This is a genomic window from Sphingomonas sp. MMS12-HWE2-04 (genome assembly GCF_044881185.1).
In the GTDB taxonomy this organism is placed as follows: Bacteria; Pseudomonadota; Alphaproteobacteria; order Sphingomonadales; family Sphingomonadaceae; genus Sphingomonas.
Map to the genome: position 1 here is coordinate 3,986,087 of NZ_CP173254.1, position 14,695 is coordinate 4,000,781.

15 protein-coding genes are annotated in these 14,695 nt (G+C 65.9%); 6 read left to right on the plus strand and 9 right to left on the minus strand.

What is annotated here, in order from left to right; translation table 11 throughout:
* Positions 1-22: 22 nt before the first annotated feature.
* The 4 genes from AB2M62_RS19035 to AB2M62_RS19050 all read right to left on the minus strand — a co-directional run bounded on the left by AB2M62_RS19035 (position 23) and on the right by AB2M62_RS19050 (position 4,883).
* Positions 23-871, minus strand: a complete 849-nt coding sequence (locus AB2M62_RS19035; protein ID WP_404336361.1) for a VOC family protein — start codon at positions 869-871, stop codon at positions 23-25.
* 107 nt (positions 872-978) lie between these two features.
* A complete protein-coding gene (locus tag AB2M62_RS19040; RefSeq protein WP_404336363.1) occupies positions 979-1,992 on the minus strand; it encodes an aldo/keto reductase in 1,014 nt (337 codons plus the stop codon).
* 336 nt (positions 1,993-2,328) lie between these two features.
* Positions 2,329-4,464, minus strand: coding sequence for a phosphocholine-specific phospholipase C (locus tag AB2M62_RS19045; RefSeq protein WP_404336365.1), 2,136 nt, complete (start codon positions 4,462-4,464; stop codon positions 2,329-2,331).
* Positions 4,461-4,883, minus strand: a complete 423-nt coding sequence (locus AB2M62_RS19050; RefSeq protein WP_404336367.1) for a hypothetical protein — start codon at positions 4,881-4,883, stop codon at positions 4,461-4,463. The genes AB2M62_RS19045 and AB2M62_RS19050 overlap by 4 nt, the downstream gene beginning before the upstream one ends.
* A gap of 86 nt (positions 4,884-4,969) precedes the next feature.
* Here AB2M62_RS19050 and rutB point away from each other — a divergent pair, with 86 nt between their 5' ends.
* The 4 genes from rutB to rutA are packed head-to-tail and all read left to right on the plus strand — an operon-like array spanning position 4,970 to position 7,955.
* On the plus strand, positions 4,970-5,728 hold the full coding sequence (gene rutB / locus AB2M62_RS19055; RefSeq protein ID WP_404340033.1) for a pyrimidine utilization protein B: 759 nt from the start codon (positions 4,970-4,972) through the stop codon (positions 5,726-5,728).
* Positions 5,728-6,111 carry a pyrimidine utilization protein C gene (gene rutC, locus AB2M62_RS19060; RefSeq protein WP_404336368.1) on the plus strand — a complete coding sequence of 128 codons (384 nt, stop codon included), beginning with the start codon at positions 5,728-5,730 and terminating at the stop codon, positions 6,109-6,111. The genes rutB and rutC overlap by 1 nt, the downstream gene beginning before the upstream one ends.
* Positions 6,104-6,883, plus strand: coding sequence for a pyrimidine utilization protein D (gene rutD, locus AB2M62_RS19065; protein WP_404336369.1), 780 nt, complete (start codon positions 6,104-6,106; stop codon positions 6,881-6,883). Before rutC ends, rutD begins: the two co-directional genes overlap by 8 nt.
* Positions 6,884-6,887: 4 nt before the next feature.
* Positions 6,888-7,955, plus strand: coding sequence for a pyrimidine utilization protein A (rutA, locus tag AB2M62_RS19070; protein WP_404336370.1), 1,068 nt, complete (start codon positions 6,888-6,890; stop codon positions 7,953-7,955).
* Between the two features lie 87 nt (positions 7,956-8,042).
* Here the strand turns inward: rutA and AB2M62_RS19075 are convergent, their stop codons facing one another.
* Together AB2M62_RS19075 and AB2M62_RS19080 are read right to left on the minus strand one after the other, a co-directional pair.
* The gene (locus AB2M62_RS19075; RefSeq protein ID WP_404336372.1) at positions 8,043-8,405 is read right to left on the minus strand and encodes a nuclear transport factor 2 family protein; all 363 of its coding nucleotides are present in this window, start codon (positions 8,403-8,405) and stop codon (positions 8,043-8,045) included.
* A 22-nt stretch (positions 8,406-8,427) separates the two neighbouring features.
* Complete coding sequence (locus AB2M62_RS19080; RefSeq protein WP_404336373.1) at positions 8,428-9,180, minus strand: SDR family NAD(P)-dependent oxidoreductase; 753 nt, start codon at positions 9,178-9,180, stop codon at positions 8,428-8,430.
* 110 nt (positions 9,181-9,290) lie between these two features.
* On the opposite strand from AB2M62_RS19080, the gene AB2M62_RS19085 reads away from it, so the two are divergent.
* Entirely contained in the window at positions 9,291-10,187 is an 897-nt protein-coding gene (locus tag AB2M62_RS19085; RefSeq protein ID WP_404336374.1) for a LysR substrate-binding domain-containing protein, read from the plus strand.
* A gap of 15 nt (positions 10,188-10,202) precedes the next feature.
* Here AB2M62_RS19085 and AB2M62_RS19090 read toward each other — a convergent pair whose 3' ends face one another.
* Positions 10,203-10,787 (minus strand): hypothetical protein, encoded by a 585-nt coding sequence (locus tag AB2M62_RS19090; RefSeq protein WP_404336376.1) that lies wholly within the window; start codon positions 10,785-10,787, stop codon positions 10,203-10,205.
* 3 nt (positions 10,788-10,790) lie between these two features.
* Entirely contained in the window at positions 10,791-11,963 is a 1,173-nt protein-coding gene (locus AB2M62_RS19095) for a hypothetical protein (RefSeq protein WP_404336377.1), read from the minus strand.
* On the opposite strand from AB2M62_RS19095, the gene AB2M62_RS19100 reads away from it, so the two are divergent.
* Complete coding sequence (locus tag AB2M62_RS19100) at positions 11,950-13,434, plus strand: helix-turn-helix transcriptional regulator (RefSeq protein ID WP_404336378.1); 1,485 nt, start codon at positions 11,950-11,952, stop codon at positions 13,432-13,434. The two genes, AB2M62_RS19095 and AB2M62_RS19100, sit on opposite strands and share 14 nt — an antisense overlap.
* A 214-nt stretch (positions 13,435-13,648) precedes the next feature.
* Here AB2M62_RS19100 and AB2M62_RS19105 read toward each other — a convergent pair whose 3' ends face one another.
* Positions 13,649-14,500: an oxygenase MpaB family protein gene (locus tag AB2M62_RS19105; protein ID WP_404336379.1), complete on the minus strand. Its 852-nt coding sequence runs from the start codon at positions 14,498-14,500 to the stop codon at positions 13,649-13,651.
* Positions 14,501-14,695: the final 195 nt, after the last annotated feature.

The following is a 14,695-nucleotide window of genomic DNA, read 5'->3' on the forward strand; positions in this document are numbered from 1 at the left end:
CGTCACTCCGCCCCGGCGACGATTACAGTCCGGCACGCGTGCGCTGGCGTCCGGCAAGGGCGTTGGCGAAGCGCTGCTTCACCGGGCCGAGCGCCTTCACGAACTCGAGCTGCTCGCCTTCCGGGCCCTTGCAGTAGATCAGTTCCCAGCCATCGGAGGGCGCGACGGTTACCTTGTTGGTATTCGTGTCCTGCGGGGCCGCACGGCGATCGGCTTCGCTGCGCAGGCGGATGGTGCGGTTGGCGCGCACCTGGGTCATGCCGCGACGGGCGGACTCAGCCTCGAGGTCGGCGATGAACTGGTTGAAGTCGACATCGTCGCGCACATAGAAGCAAATGTGCATCATGCGCGGGAAGGCGGGGCTCATATTCTCCAATGGCGGGGCGAAGCTGTTCGGGCCGCCCATCGGCTCGTTGGCGTTGCGATATTGCAGCAACTCGATCACGACATTGTCGAACTGGACGAACCGCACATCCAACCGCTGATCGCCGTCCCGCAGGTTCGGCACGCCGATCGTCGCCGGGTTGACGTGCAGATCATTGGCGCGAATTTCCTGATCGGCCAGCAGCGTGTTTTGCACCGGGTCGCCCTGAAAATCGCCGTGGCGGAACACTTCGGTGCCGCCGAGCACCTGGGTGTAGAACTCGAAGGCCCGCTCCATATTCTGCACCGTCAGGCCGAAATGCTGGACGCCCTGAAGGCGAGCGCCGAGCGGCGCAGCGTTGCGTGCGGCGGGAGACATGCTGGTCCCGGTCGCGGCGGAAGCAGGCGTCGTCGTTCCTGCAACGCCCGCCACCAGCGCGGCGCTTGTGGCGCGGAGCATGTCACGGCGGCCAAGCGTTACAAACTCGTTGGTCTTCACATCGGTCATGGTCGTTCTCCTTTCATTGGGATGGAGCGCCGATCGACAGCGCGCGGGATTCCTGCCGGTCAAAGCGCCGCCTTGACCGGAGTGCAGGTGAAGACTGACCGTGACTGTCAGTCGTCGATGGGGAGCGGAGCCGCCGGATTGACGAGACCCTCGTCACGCAGCGCGCGCCAGAAACCGGCGGGCACGATCTCCCTGAGGGCTGCGCCGTCTTCGGCGATACGCCCGGGACGGCTTGCGCCCGGAATGACGGCGGCAACGGCCGGGTTGGCCAACGCGAACTGGAGACCCGCGGCTTTCATGCTGATTCCGTGACGATCGGCAAGTGCCTTGATGCGGGCGACTTTCTCAAGGATCGCGGGCGTCGCAGGCGCATATTCGAAATTGGGTCCGCCAACGAGCGCACCCGAGCTGTAAGGGCCGCCCACGACGATCCCGAGGCCGCGCTCGGCCACCTTCGGCATCACGCGCTGGAGCGCCCTGTCATGATCGAGCAGCGTATAGCGGCCTGCGAGCAGGAAACCGTCGGGGCGCGGGCCGTCGAGATCGAGCAGCAATTCAATCGGCTCGACCCGGTTGACGCCCAGGCCCCAGCCCTTGATGACCCCTTCATCGCGCATCCGGTCGAGCGCCTTGAACGCGCCCCGACGCGCCTGCTCGAACATGCCGAGCCATTCGTCGCCGTAGAAGTCCTGCGCGATGTCGTGGACCCAGGCAATGTCGATGCGATCGGTCTTAAGACGCTTGAGGCTGTCTTCGATCGACCGATAGGTGGCGTCTTCCGAATAGTCGTTCACGATCTTGTTCGGGCGGCCAAATTTGAAAACGTCGCCCTTTTCGCCAAGGTCACGGGTGCTGACGTCCTCGACTTCGTCCAGGATCACGCGGCCGACCTTGGTGCTGATGACGAACGCATCGCGCGGCTTGTCGGCAAGGGCGGCACCCATGCGGATTTCTGCGAGCCCCGCGCCGTAAAAGGGGGCGTTGTCGTAATAGCGAATGCCGTCATTCCATGCTGCCGCGACGGTCGCGATTGCCTCCTCCTCGGGAATGTCGCGAAACATGTTGCCGAGCGGGGCTGCACCAAAGCCAATCTGGCTTGGGAGAATGTCCTTGAGTGCCATCGTGCTGACCTTCTATTTTTTGCCGAACCCAGCGTCCGGCGTCGAAAGATCAATATTCGCTACGGGCGAAACCTAGTAGCCGGTCAGGGATCGCAGAACTTTGGAAAACGGTTCACAGATCGCAGTTCGCGTAGCAGGCTGCCCTCACCAACTATTGGTTGAGCGGCGCGAGCCGATTTTCGAGATTTATCAACTGGGCGGTTGATCTGGTGATCATTCCAAGCGGTGCCAGCCGAAGCAGGCGCCCGACGAAAGGCACGAACTGGGCTAGGCCAGTACGAGGGCGATCGCGACGACCGCAAATGCGGCATTGGGGCGCAACACCGCGCTCGCGGATCATCCTTGAACGACGAGGACGGCAAGCCTTCCGTCGGCAGAACTTGCAAGAGAAGCTATTGATGCGTTCATCCCGCCGTCAGGCGAGCGGGCCCCTGCGCCGCCGGATCGGAATAGGAAGGGCCGCCATCCTCGACATGGCCGGCCAGGCGCAACGTCTGGCCGGCGCCTTCCAGACGAAGGTCGTACCAGCCATGGCTTGCACGCAGATCGAGCGCGACGGCGCTGTGCTGGGCTGGCAGAAGCGCAAGCGTGCGTTCGGGCTGGCCATAAGCGAGATCCTGCAGCCGGAGCGTCAGCGGGGCACCGCTCGAGTTCGCCACCTGCAGCACTGCCGAAAGCGCGGTTTCCGACGAGTTCGAACCGCGCCGAAAACCGTTGCTCGGTCCCGTCAAAGGCGCGGTGGAAGCCATTGGGGCCAAGCAGGAATAAGCCGTCCGTTGCGGGCACCGGCACTTCGCGGGTTTCGCCCGCGTCCTGCGTGAAGCGTGCAGGGTCGGCATCGAGCCGATCGCGGCGATAAAGGTGGAAGACTGCGGCGCGCGCATGGCTTTGGTTCGCCAGCTTGAGGGTCGGGGCCGAGGCGGTTCCGGCGAGATGCGCGTCCAGCCGATAGGGCGTTGCGCGACGGCGGCGCAGCCCGGTTTCCTGAACGGGCGGCGCCAGCGCGGCAGGCGGGCTGGGCCGTATCTCCTTGAGCTGCATCGCGCGTTCCGAAAGCGCGCGCGTTCGGGGCAGCGCGCGCAGAAAGCTGCGATCGTCCGGCCGCGCGAAATCGAAGCAGGAGGTGAGGTCGCCGCACACCGCGCGGCGCCACGCGCTGACATTGGGCTCGTGCACCCCGAAGCGCGTTTCAAGGAAGCGGATCACGCTGGTGTGATCGAACACTTCCGAAGCGACATGGCCGCCCGCGCTCCACGGGGAAACCACATACATCGGCACGCGAGGCCCCAATCCATAGGGACGCCCCAGATAGGGCGCGTCCTTCTCGCTCTGGGTGTGCAGATGATATTCGTCGGGTGCGGCACCATCCGCATGGGCAGGCGGCGCCGGCGGCGGGACATGGTCGAACAAGCCGTCATTCTCGTCGAAATTGATCAGCAGCACCGTCTTGGCCCAAACTTCGGGCTTAGCCGTGAGCGCGTCGAGCAGTTGCGCGACATATTCGGCCCCCTGCAGGGGGGTGGAGACGCTGGGATGCTCGGAATAGGCCGTGGGCGCGATGATCCACGAGACTTGCGGCAGCCGGTTTGCCAGCACATCCTGCTTGAGGTCGCCGAGCGTTCGCGTGGTCAAGGTGCGCTTGCGAAGCTCGGCCTCCGGGCCGAAAGTCGCGGTTCGCGCGGCGCGATAGCGGCGAAAGCCGAGCAGCGGGTTGTCGCTGAAATTGTCGGCCATGTCCTGATAGATCTGGAAGCTGATCCCCGCGTCTAGCAGCCGCTCGGGATAGGTTTTCCAGGTATAGCCGCCATGGCCGCGCGGATCTTCCCACTGGTCATAGCCATTGTCGATCGCCGGGCCATTCCCGCGCGCCAGCGGATCATGCGTACCGCTCCAGATATACAGACGATTGGGATTGGTGCTCAGGTGGAGCGCGCAATGATAGGCGTCGCACAGGGTGAACGCCTCCGCCAACGCATATTGGAACGGAATATCCTCGCGCGTGAAATAGGCCATGGCGTGGTTCTGCTTGTGCTTCGGCCATGCGCCCATCCGGCCATTGTCCCACGCTGCCTGACTATCCGGGAAGCCATGGGGGGTGCCGAGCGGACGATACAGGCGGAAGTCGCTTTGCGTATTCAGCCGGAACGGCGCGATCAGCGCCGGGCTCGCGCCGTCCTGCTCGTTCGGCTGGACGAAGACCGTGCGACCGGGCGCACCGGGCAGCGGAGCGGCGGGAATGGCGAACCGGTCGCCAAAGCCGCGAACGCCGTGCATCGCGCCGAAATAATGGTCGAAGGAACGATTCTCCTGCGTCAGGATCACGACATGCTCGACATCCCGGATCGTGCCGGTGCGCCGGTGCGCCGGGATTTCCAGCGCCCGCGCGATCGACGGGAGCAGACCAGATGCCGCGCCGCCCGTCGCCATCATGGCCTTGATGAAAGCGCGGCGATCCTGGAGCGAATGCGTCATCTCTGCGTCCCAATGCCGGGAAATCGGTTCAGGGAGGGAACGTCCCGGCAACGTCCCCTCCGACATGGGTTCAGAATTTCAGCCCGAAGCCGACAAACACTGTCCGCCCGCTGCGCGTCGCCTTGTACTGGACTTCTGGCATTGGTCAGGTTGATCGCGTCCAGCGTGACGCGCCCTCGGTCGGTCAGGGTGATGAAGGCGGTCGCCTCGACATAGATCGTGCGGTCAAACCCGTCCACGCGGCCCACATTGGCGTTCGTGTCGAGCACCGTGGCGTTGGCGGGCACGCCCAGCTTATGGAACGGCGCCGGCAGGAAGTCGCAGCCTGGACCGTTCGCTAAACTTGCCGCCCCCAGCGGTGTGCGGAACGCATACATCGTGAAATCGGCTGAGAATGCGGCTGCCCCAGCAACGATCACGAACCCTGCATCGCGGGTGCGCCGGCACGCCGCGGCGGTCGCCCGCGACCGGGCTGTCCGCGCAGGCGCCTTTGCTTGACCATCGGGTGCATTTGCTCAATCCTGCGCGGGTGAGCGAAGCCGTCGTCGATCCCGTCCCCTCGCGTTCTTGCCCCTCGGCGGTGCTGGCGGCACGCCCGGAAGCGATCCGGCTCGACGCCGCGACGACCGCGGTGATCGTCGTCGACATGCAGAATGCCTATGCCAGCCACGGCGGATATGTCGACGAGGCCGGTTTCGACGTCGGCCCGGCGGCGCGCGTGATCCCGAAGATCGCCGAAGTCGTCGAGGCCGCACGCGCGGCGGGCATGCCCGTGGTCTTCCTGCAGAACGGGTGGGATTCGGGCTATGTCGAGGCCGGCACGCCGCTTTCGCCCAATTGGCACAAATCCAACGCGCTCAAGACGATGCGCGCGCGGCCCGAGCTTGCCGGAAAGTTCCTCGCGCGCGGCGGCTGGGACTATGAACTCGTCGACAGCCTGCAGGTTGGCGACAACGATCTGCGCGTGCACAAGCCGCGCTATTCGGCGTTTTTCAACTCGCAGCTCAATTCGGTGCTGCGCGCGCGCGGCATCCGCACGCTGATCTTCACCGGCATCGCCACCAATGTCTGCGTCGAATTGACCCTGCGCGACGGCTTCCATCTGGAGTATTTCGGCGTCCTGCTCGAAGATGCCGTGCATCACCTGGGACCCGACTTCATCCGCGAAGCCAGCCTCTACAATGTCGAGAAGTTCTTCGGCTGGGTGAGCAACGTCGCCGACTTCCGGGCCGCTGTCGGCCAGCTTCCAGCCAAGGCTTGCTGATGCCCTTCGAACCGATCAACCCGCCGCAGTTTCCGACGCCGATCGCGCCCTATTCGGCCGGGGCGAAGGCGGGCAACACCGTGTATGTCTCTGGCGTGCTCGCGCTGGGCGAAGGCGGCGCGGTACTCCATGTCGGCGATGCCTCGGCGCAGACGCGCCATGTGCTCGAGGTCATCAAGACAACGGTGGAGGCTGCGGGCGGCACGATGGCGGACATCGCGATGAACCACATCTTCCTCAAGGACCTCGACGACTATGCCGCATTCAACGCGGTCTATGCGGAGTATTTCCCCGGCAACAAGCCGGCGCGCTACTGCATCAAGTGCGACCTAGTGAAGCCGGACTGTCTGGTCGAGATTGCCTCGGTAGCCCATCTTGGGTGAGGCCGCAGGGCTCTACTTCGAAACTCATGGGAGCGCGCAAGCGCCCCCGCTGATCCTGTCGAGCGGCCTTGGCGGCTCCGCGGGCTATTGGGCGCCCAACCTGGCGGCGCTGGCAGACCATTTCCACGTCATCGCCTATGACCATCGCGGCACCGGCCGCAGCGACCGGGCGCTTCCTGAGACACTTTCCGTCGAAGAAATGGCAGGCGACGTGGCGCGGCTGATGGATGCGCTCGCCATCGAGCGCGCGCATTTCGTCGGCCACGCGCTGGGCGGCGCCATCGGAATCGAGACCGCCGCGCGCACGGGACGGATCGACCGGCTGGTCGTCATCAACGGATGGCGCGCGCTGTCGCCGCACACAAGGCGTTGCTTCGCCGCCCGCCTCGCGCTGCTGCACGGCGCAGGCGCGCGGGCCTATCTCGAGGCGCAGCCGCTCTTCCTCTATCCGCCCGACTGGATTGCCTCGCATGACGGCGCGCTGAGCGCCGAACTCGATCCGCACCTCGCGGCTTTTCCCGGCGTCGCGACGACGGCCCAGCGCATCGCCGCCGTGCAGTCCTATAGTCCCGGCCCGGCGGCGCTCGCGGCGGCGGAGAAGATGCTCGTCATCGCCACGCGCGACGACTTCCTCGTTCCCTATGCCGCGGCGGTCGATCTCGCGGAGGCGGCACATGCCGAGGTCGCGACGTTTGGCTGGGGCGGCCACGCCTGCAACGTGACCGATCCCGAGCATTTCCATCGCATCGTCCTCGAATTCCTCAGGAGCTGAAGCCATGCAGGTCGGCGTTTTCGTGCCCATCAACAACAATGGCTGGCTGATCAGCGAGAACGCCCCGCAATATCTGCCGAGCTTCGACCTCAACAAGGAGATCGCCCTGCGCGCCGAGAAGCACGGGCTCGATTTCCTGCTCTCGATGATCAAGCTGCGCGGCTTCGGCGGCAAGACCCAGTTCTGGGAATATGGCCTGGAGAGCTTTACCCTGATGGCCGGGCTGGCGGCGGTGACGGAGAAGATCAAGATCTACGCCACCTGCCCGACCCTCATCATTCCCCCCGCCTTCGCGGCGCGGATGTGCAATACGATCGACAGCATCAGCCATGGCCGCTTCGGGCTCAATTTGATCACCGGCTGGCAGCCGCCCGAATATACCCAGATGGGCCTCTGGCCCGGCGACGAGCATTTCCGCAACCGCTACGACGTGCTGGACGAATATGCCCAGGTGCTGCGCGAGCTGTGGGAAACCGGCCGTTCCGACTTCAAGGGCAAATATTACGAAATGACCGACTGCCTGGTCCAGCCGCGGCCCGAGGCAGACATGAAGATCATCTGCGCGGGCTCTTCCGATGCGGGGCTGGCATTCTCGGCGAAGTGGGCGGACTATGCCTTTTGCCTGGGCAAGGGCGTCAACACGCCGACGGCCTTTGCCTCGAACAATGCGCGCCTCGCCAAGTTCACTGCGCAAACCGGCCGCGACGTCTCGGTCTTCGTGCTGGTGATGGTGATCGCCGCGCCGACCGACGAGGAGGCGATGGCCAAATGGCAAAGCTACAATGACGGCGTCGATCTGGAGGCGATTGCGTGGCTGGCCGACCAGGGCGCCAAGGACACGGTCAACACCGACACCAATGTGCGCCAGCTCGCCGCCCCCGAAGGCGCGGTGAACATCAACATGGGCACGCTGGTCGGCAGCTATGAAAGCGTGGCGCGCATGCTCGACGCGATGGCGGAGGTCCCGAACACCGGCGGCGTATTGCTCACCTTCGACGACTTTCTCGAAGGCGTGGAAGCATTCGGCACGCGCATTCAGCCGCTGATGAAGAGCCGCGCCGACCGGGCGTGAGGCGTCGCGCAGCTTGGGGGCGAAGGATTCGGCAGGCCGCCGCGCCAGATTGGCGGGCGACCTGCGTTTCCTAAATCCTGTTTCCGCTCATGACTTGTCGAAAAACATGTAAAGTTCGGCGATCCGCCCATCGCGGACGATCGCGAAGTCGGTGCCCGCATAGGCAGGCGGTTCGCCAGGCGCGCCCGAGGTCCAGCGCGCCCGGCCGGCGGTGCCGTGGATTTCCTCGGGCTCGCCGAGTTCTGCGTAGCGAAAGCTCGGGTGCGTCGCGCGGATCTCGCCGGCGTTGCGGTCGATCGCGTCGCGGCCACGATGGATGCCGTCAGGCGCATAGAATATGCCGTCCTCCGCCCAGATTTCATCGATAGCGGCGCGGCGGCGTTGCGGATCGGCTTCCCCGAACACTTCCTGAAGGTTGCGGCGCAACAGGGTCGAGATGCTTTGCGACATGATGTGTCTCCTCTTGCGTCGATTAAATCTGGGCCTGGCCGCCGTCGACGAAGAGCTCGACGCCGTTGACGAAGCTGGCATCGTCGGAAGCAAGGAACAAGACCGCCTTGGCGATCTCTTCCGGTTGGCCCACCCGGCCTGCCGGGATCAGGCTTGCGAGATACTCCTTGGTGCCGGCCGCTTGCGCGCCGCCGCCGAACAAGTCGTTGAGGCCCGCGGTGTCGGTCACGCCAGGGCTGATCGCGTTGACGCGGATATGCCGGTCCTTGAGGTCGAGCATCCAGTTGCGGGCGAAGTTGCGCACCGCGGCCTTGGTGGCGGAATAGACGCTGAAGGCCGGCGTTCCGGAAATGCTCGTCGTCGAACTCGTCAGGATGATCGACGCGCCGTCCCGGAGCAGCGGCAGCGCCTTCTGCACGGTGAACAGCACGCCCTTCACGTTCGAGTCGAACGTGTTGTGATAATGCTCTTCGGTGATCGCGCCGAGCGGCACCATCTCGCCGCCGCCGGCATTGGCGAACACGACGTCGATCAGCGCATGCTTCTGCTGAACCGCATCGTAGAGACGGTCGATATCGGCGAGCTTGGCCATGTCACCCTGAATGCCGGTAACGTGACCGCCGATCTGCTTGACCGCGGCGTCGAGCGTCGCCTGGCGTCGGCCGGTGATGAACACCGAGGCGCCTTCCGCTGCAAACGCCTTGGCGGTCGCGAGACCGATACCGCTCGTGCCGCCGGTCACCACCACCACCTTGTTCTTGAACCGATCCGTCATCGTCTGTCTCCAAAAGCGTGTCGGCGCTTGCCGTGCACCCAAATGCGGATGGAACGATGGTGCGTGTAGACGGCAATTGTGGCACATAGCGTTCCACTGGAGGAACGCTGATGCGGACGGATTTGAATGATCTGGCCTATTTCGCCGAAGTGGTGGCGCATGGCGGCTTCGCCGCTGCGGGCCGCGCGCTGCGCGAGCCGAAGTCCAAGCTGAGCCGGCGCATCGCCGGCCTCGAACAGCGATTGGGGCTGCGCCTGATCGAGCGGTCGAGCCGCCGCTTCCGCGTCACCGATACCGGCCAGGCCTTTTACGAGCGGTGTCGCGCCATGCTGGCGGAAGCCGAGCAGGCCGAGGCACTCGTCGTCCAGGCACAGGCGGAGCCGCATGGGCGGGTCCGCTTCAGTTGCCCGACGGGGATGATCGAGCCGATTTCGGGACTGATCGCAGCATTTCTCGCCCGCTATCCCAAGGTGCGGCTGCAACTCGTCGCCACCGACCGTGCCGTCGATCTGATCGAGGAGCGGATCGACCTCGCGCTGCGCGTGCGCACCGCACTGACCAGCGACGCGGCGCTGACCATGCGCTCGCTCGGCGCTTCCACCCGCATCCTGGTCGCCAGCCCGCAACTGGCGAGCCAAATTGCCGATGTGGCCAGCCTCGCGACGCTGCCGGGACTGAGCACCGGCGATGCATCGGACGACTTCGAATGGCATCTGGAGACCGACGATGGCCGCAGCCATGTCGAGAAGCGCGCCGCGCGCCTTTGCTGCGCCGATATGGCGGCGGTGAGAAGGGCGGCTGCGGAGGGGCTTGGCGTTGCGCTTCTTCCCGATCATGTCTGCCGCGAAGCGATCGCCGCCGGGGACCTTGTCCACGTGTTGCCGGCATGGCGCGGCCAACGCGGGATCGTCCATCTCGTTTTCACAACGCGGCGCGGCCTGTCACCCGCCGTCCGCGCCCTTATCGATCATTTGGCGAGTGGCTTCGCGCGAGCGGCGGTCGATTGAGGCCGGGCGCTCGGCTTACGCCTGCGCTTCCACCAGCTGGAACTGGGCAAGCGTGGCCCGGAGCGCCGGGGTGTCGGCGACCGGATCGAACCGCAGCGGGCTTCGCAACAGGCCCATCGACGCGCGGATCGCGAAGATCAGGACGGTGTCCGCGCCGACGGTGATATCGAGAGGCACCACCGCGAAATCACCGCGGGCACCCGGCACATCGACAGACAGTTGATGCGCGCCGGCGGGCAGGGCGATCATGGTGAAACGCTTCGGCATCAACTGTGCGATCGCGACACGATCGACCACGACGTCGAAGCCGAGCGACCGCGTCGCGGCGCGCTTCTCGCGCAGCACCACGACCCAGCCGCTCCCGGCGCGCGGCGGAAAGGCCAGCAGTTCGGCCTTCCGGATGCCGTTGGTGACGGGCATCCTGCGATTGCCCGAGCGCCGGTTGAGCCCGGTGAACAGTCCCGAGCCGAGCACCATCGGGAGGACGAACTTTACCGCGCCGAATTCCAGCCCGGGGGTGGTCGCCTCGGCATAGACCAATGCCCCGTACAGGCTGCCGGCGACGGCAACGGCAATCGCCAGGTTTGCGAGCGTCTTCATCGCTTATAGCCCGAAGCTGATGCCGACGCGGCCGGCAGTCGAGCGGCGCACGGTCGATCCGCCGACGCCGGCGTTGACATAGACTTTGGGCGCGATCCGCCCGACGACGGCGCCCGAAAAGCCTTGCTGGCCGCGATAGGTGGCAAGGTTGAACGATAGCGAGACCGGGCTGTCGGGCACCACCATCGTGCCGCCCAGCGCGACGGCCGCGGCGATCCCGCCATTGGCCTCGCGGATGTTGCGGCGCAGCCCGTCGACCGAGGTCTGCAGCCCGCCGACCTGGTCCTGGAGCGTGCTGATCTGGTTGGTCTGCACCGTGTTGACCAATTCGATCGCCGTCATGCGTGAATCCTGCGCGACGTTGACGTTTTCGATCGAGGTGAGACGGGTGTCCTGCACGACGTTGGTGCCCTCGACTGCGGTCAGCCGGCTATCCTGCATGACATTGGTGTTTTCCACCGCGGTCAGCCGATTGTCCTGCTGGACATTCTGGGTCTCGACCGTGGCGAGGCGAGTCTCGTGATCGGCCACCTGGGTGGTCAGGCTCGTCACGCTGCCCTGGACGCTGGCGACGCTGGCATCGACATAGTCCTTGTTCGCCGCGTCGGTGCCGACGACGGGCGCGCCGATATTCTGGAGCCGGTTGCCGCCGGCGTCGAAATTGGTGCCCGATCGCAATTCCACGTTGCCGCCGAGCGACGCAGAGGTGGCGACGCGGAGTTCGGTGATCAGCGCCGACCCGGTGGAGAACGAGCCCGCGGTCAGCGATCCGGTGACGCGGCCCGTGCCCGAGGCGTTGAGCGAGCCGGTGTTGACGCTGTTGGTGGTCAGCGCGCCGGAGTTGATGATGCTGGTCGACGTGATCTGCTGCGCCTGGGTGAGCCCGCCGAGATTGACCTGGCCGTTGAACTGCGCGCCGCTGTTGAAGAGGGCGCCGCCGGTGAATTCGGCGAGGCCACCGAACGATGCGGTGCCGTCCGCATTGATCGACGATGCGGCATTGCCCGATCCGAAACCGATCCCGCGCAAGAAGTGGAACTGATCGGGATCGGCACCGGTCAGCGGGCCGCCCGGATCGCAATCCTGGCCGTTGACGACATAGAGCGAGCCATCGGCATTGGCGCAGGTGGTGTTCTGGCCGTCGAGATTGAGCCCGCCATCGGTGATCGCCGACACCTGCGCGGCCGCCGGCAGGGCGGCGAGGCTGCAGCCTGCCAGAGCGATTGCAGCCGTAAGGGCGCGGGGGCGGCACGCGAGCCCGCGACGCGAGCGCGCAAAAGACGGGAAAATATCGATCATCGAACTACCCTTTGTCGTTCAAGGCGGAGGACTTTCCCCGCCGCGTCGTTGCGGAACCACGGCATTTCGTGCGGCGACGCCCGACGAGGCCGTCGATGGTGCACCGCACATCGACCGTTGCCTGCACCCTGCCGCAGCTCTAGGCTGGAGCACGCTCTCTGTTTGGGTAGGAGGCTGCGAAATCGTTGTGCACCTCGCCGCCGGGACCCTAGGGGCCGGCCACGCTCTGCATCCCGATGACCTGCCGCTCGCGTGGGAGACGCTCGATCATCTGATCGGCGAAATCTACGAATGCGCGCTCGATCCGAGCCGGTGGAATGCGACGATCGAAGAAATCCGGCTGGCGCTTTGCCCGCCCGACTGGCGCACCGCGTTCCTGATGCTGGAGCGCCGCGATCCCCCGAGCGCGCGGTTCATCGCGACTACCAATGTCGGGCCGGGCGTCGAATCGACCTACAGCGCAGTCTTTGCTTACAGCAATCCATGGTCGCGACGGACGTGGCCGGCGCGCAACGGCCAGTTGATCGACACCGATGACATCCTGCCGCGCGAGGAGCTTCGCAAGACCGGGCTGTACAAGAATTTCCTAGCGGCGATGAACGTCGACCGGACGCTGTGCCTCATGCTCGACCGCAGCGATGGCGCGCGGCTCGGGCTGTTGCTGATCGGGCCGGGCGACCGCAACCTGACGGTTCTGCGCCGTGGTCTTCGCGTGCTCGGTCCGCATATCCAGCGTGCGGTGCGGATCAGCCAGCGTATCGCCAGCGCCGAGGTGACGGCGAGCGCGGCGCAGGCGGCGGCGAACCGTTCGCGCTACGCTCTGATCAGCCTCGACAAGCAGCTCAACATCCTCTCGGCCAATGAACGCGTCGCGCATTACGAAGCGACGGGGCTTATCACCACCGCCGGCGGGAAGCTGGCCTTCGTCGATCCGGCCGCCCAGCGGAAGCTCGCGGCGATGGGGCTGAGCGCCTCCGGCGACCTGGCTTTCCAGGCGATCGACCGCGCGGGCCGCGAACGGCCGGTGCTGGGCGTTCTAATCAAGCCCAAGACGATTCCGATGATCGGCGGCGCCATCGCCGATGCCGCGATGATCATCACCATCGGAAGCGGGGTGGGCGAAGGACCGGTTCTGGGGATCGACCGATTGGCGCAATGGTTTGGGCTGACTCCCACCGAAGCGCGCGTCGTCGGCGCGCTGGTCAATGGCCAAAGTCCGCAGGAGTACGCCGCCCATAACGGCGTCAGCGTCAACGCCGTGCGCTTCCACCTCAAGCACATCTTCCTCAAGACCGAGACCGCCAGCCAGGCGCAACTCGTCGCCCGCATCGCGCAGATGCCGCAATAACGGCTGCGCCGGGCTTGGGCTGGCTGGCGTTGCGAGGCAGGTCATCCGTGACACATCCAGACAAGCGCGCGCGACGCACGTTCAACAAGATTGCTCGCAACATAGCGTAAGAGATCGCTTGAATCGCCGAACGCGGGGTCCTGCCCCGGCGCTCCGGTGGTGTTCCGGGGGGAGGGAGTACCCCGGCCGGGAGCCCATCCGCGGCCGGGGACTTTCAGCCCGATCGGAACGCCCAGCGCAGCGTGCTCGCCAACCCGTTCGTCCCGAAGCGGACCGCCGGCGTTGCCATTCGCGGGCCCGGCAAACCCTGCATGCGCCGCGCCCAATCGGGCAGCAGATCGACCGCGGCGCGAAAGGCGAGCGCCTGAAACGGCGCCATGGCAAGACTGGGCGGCGGCTGATCGAGCACCATGCGTGCGACTTCGCGGGTGCGCGCATCGACGCGCAGCTCGGGCCGCATCGCGGCGACCAGCGCATCGGCCTCGGCGCGGCTGCGCGGCACCGGATCGGCGCCCAGCGCCTGCGCGATCTGCGCGAACTCGGCGAAATAGCGGTCCTGGTCCGCCGTCGGCATGTCCGGCTCGGCATAGCGAATCCACGCGTCGAGGAACGACACCGCCTCGCTGACATGGACCCAGGCGAGCAGCGACGGATCGTCTGCGGCATAGGCGCGGCCGTCGGGCAGCGTGCCGCGGACGCGAGTGTGGACCTCGCGCACCTTGGCGATCGCGGCCTCGGCCTCGGCGCGCTCGGCGTAACTGGTTACCGCGATGAAGCGCGCGGTGCGGCGCAGCCGGCCGAGCATGTCGCCGCGAAAGCTCGAATGGTCCCACACGCCGGCGAGCACGGCGGGGTGGAGCATCTGGAGGAGCAGCGCGGCGACGCCGCCGACCATCATCGTGGTAACGTCGCCATGCACCCGCCACACCACCGAATCCGGGGCGAACAGACCATCCGCGCTGCGCACCACCGGCGCCTCGCCCTTCGCCGCATCGTTGAGGACGCCCCGGACCTGGCCGACGAGACGGCGCTTGAGCGTGCGAGCTGCGGTGTCGAGCAGGGCCATGGAGGCAAGGTAGGCGGTTCGGGGGTGCCTGCAAGCAGGAGGAGAGCGATGAGCGATGAGTGTGAAGAAGAAGTCGCTCGCTAAACCCTCTTCCGCGGGGCCGGAAGCGGGACAGGATGCAGCGTTAGCGCTATCAACTCGTCACGCCTGTTACGGGCGTTGACCGCGCGGGCGTTGCGGTGCAGCAACTGCGGT

Bases quoted from the DNA above. Each gene is read 5' to 3' on its own strand.
- AB2M62_RS19035 (WP_404336361.1), bottom strand. From the start codon at position 871: ATGACCGATGTGAAGACCAACGAGTTTGTAACGCTTGGCCGCCGTGAC.
- AB2M62_RS19040 (WP_404336363.1), bottom strand. From the start codon at position 1,992: ATGGCACTCAAGGACATTCTCCCAAGCCAGATTGGCTTTGGTGCAGCC.
- AB2M62_RS19045 (WP_404336365.1), bottom strand. From the start codon at position 4,464: ATGACGCATTCGCTCCAGGATCGCCGCGCTTTCATCAAGGCCATGATG.
- rutC (WP_404336368.1), top strand. From the start codon at position 5,728: ATGCCCTTCGAACCGATCAACCCGCCGCAGTTTCCGACGCCGATCGCG.
- rutA (WP_404336370.1), top strand. From the start codon at position 6,888: ATGCAGGTCGGCGTTTTCGTGCCCATCAACAACAATGGCTGGCTGATC.
- AB2M62_RS19075 (WP_404336372.1), bottom strand. From the start codon at position 8,405: ATGTCGCAAAGCATCTCGACCCTGTTGCGCCGCAACCTTCAGGAAGTG.
- AB2M62_RS19080 (WP_404336373.1), bottom strand. From the start codon at position 9,180: ATGACGGATCGGTTCAAGAACAAGGTGGTGGTGGTGACCGGCGGCACG.
- AB2M62_RS19085 (WP_404336374.1), top strand. From the start codon at position 9,291: ATGCGGACGGATTTGAATGATCTGGCCTATTTCGCCGAAGTGGTGGCG.
- AB2M62_RS19090 (WP_404336376.1), bottom strand. From the start codon at position 10,787: ATGAAGACGCTCGCAAACCTGGCGATTGCCGTTGCCGTCGCCGGCAGC.
- AB2M62_RS19105 (WP_404336379.1), bottom strand. From the start codon at position 14,500: ATGGCCCTGCTCGACACCGCAGCTCGCACGCTCAAGCGCCGTCTCGTC.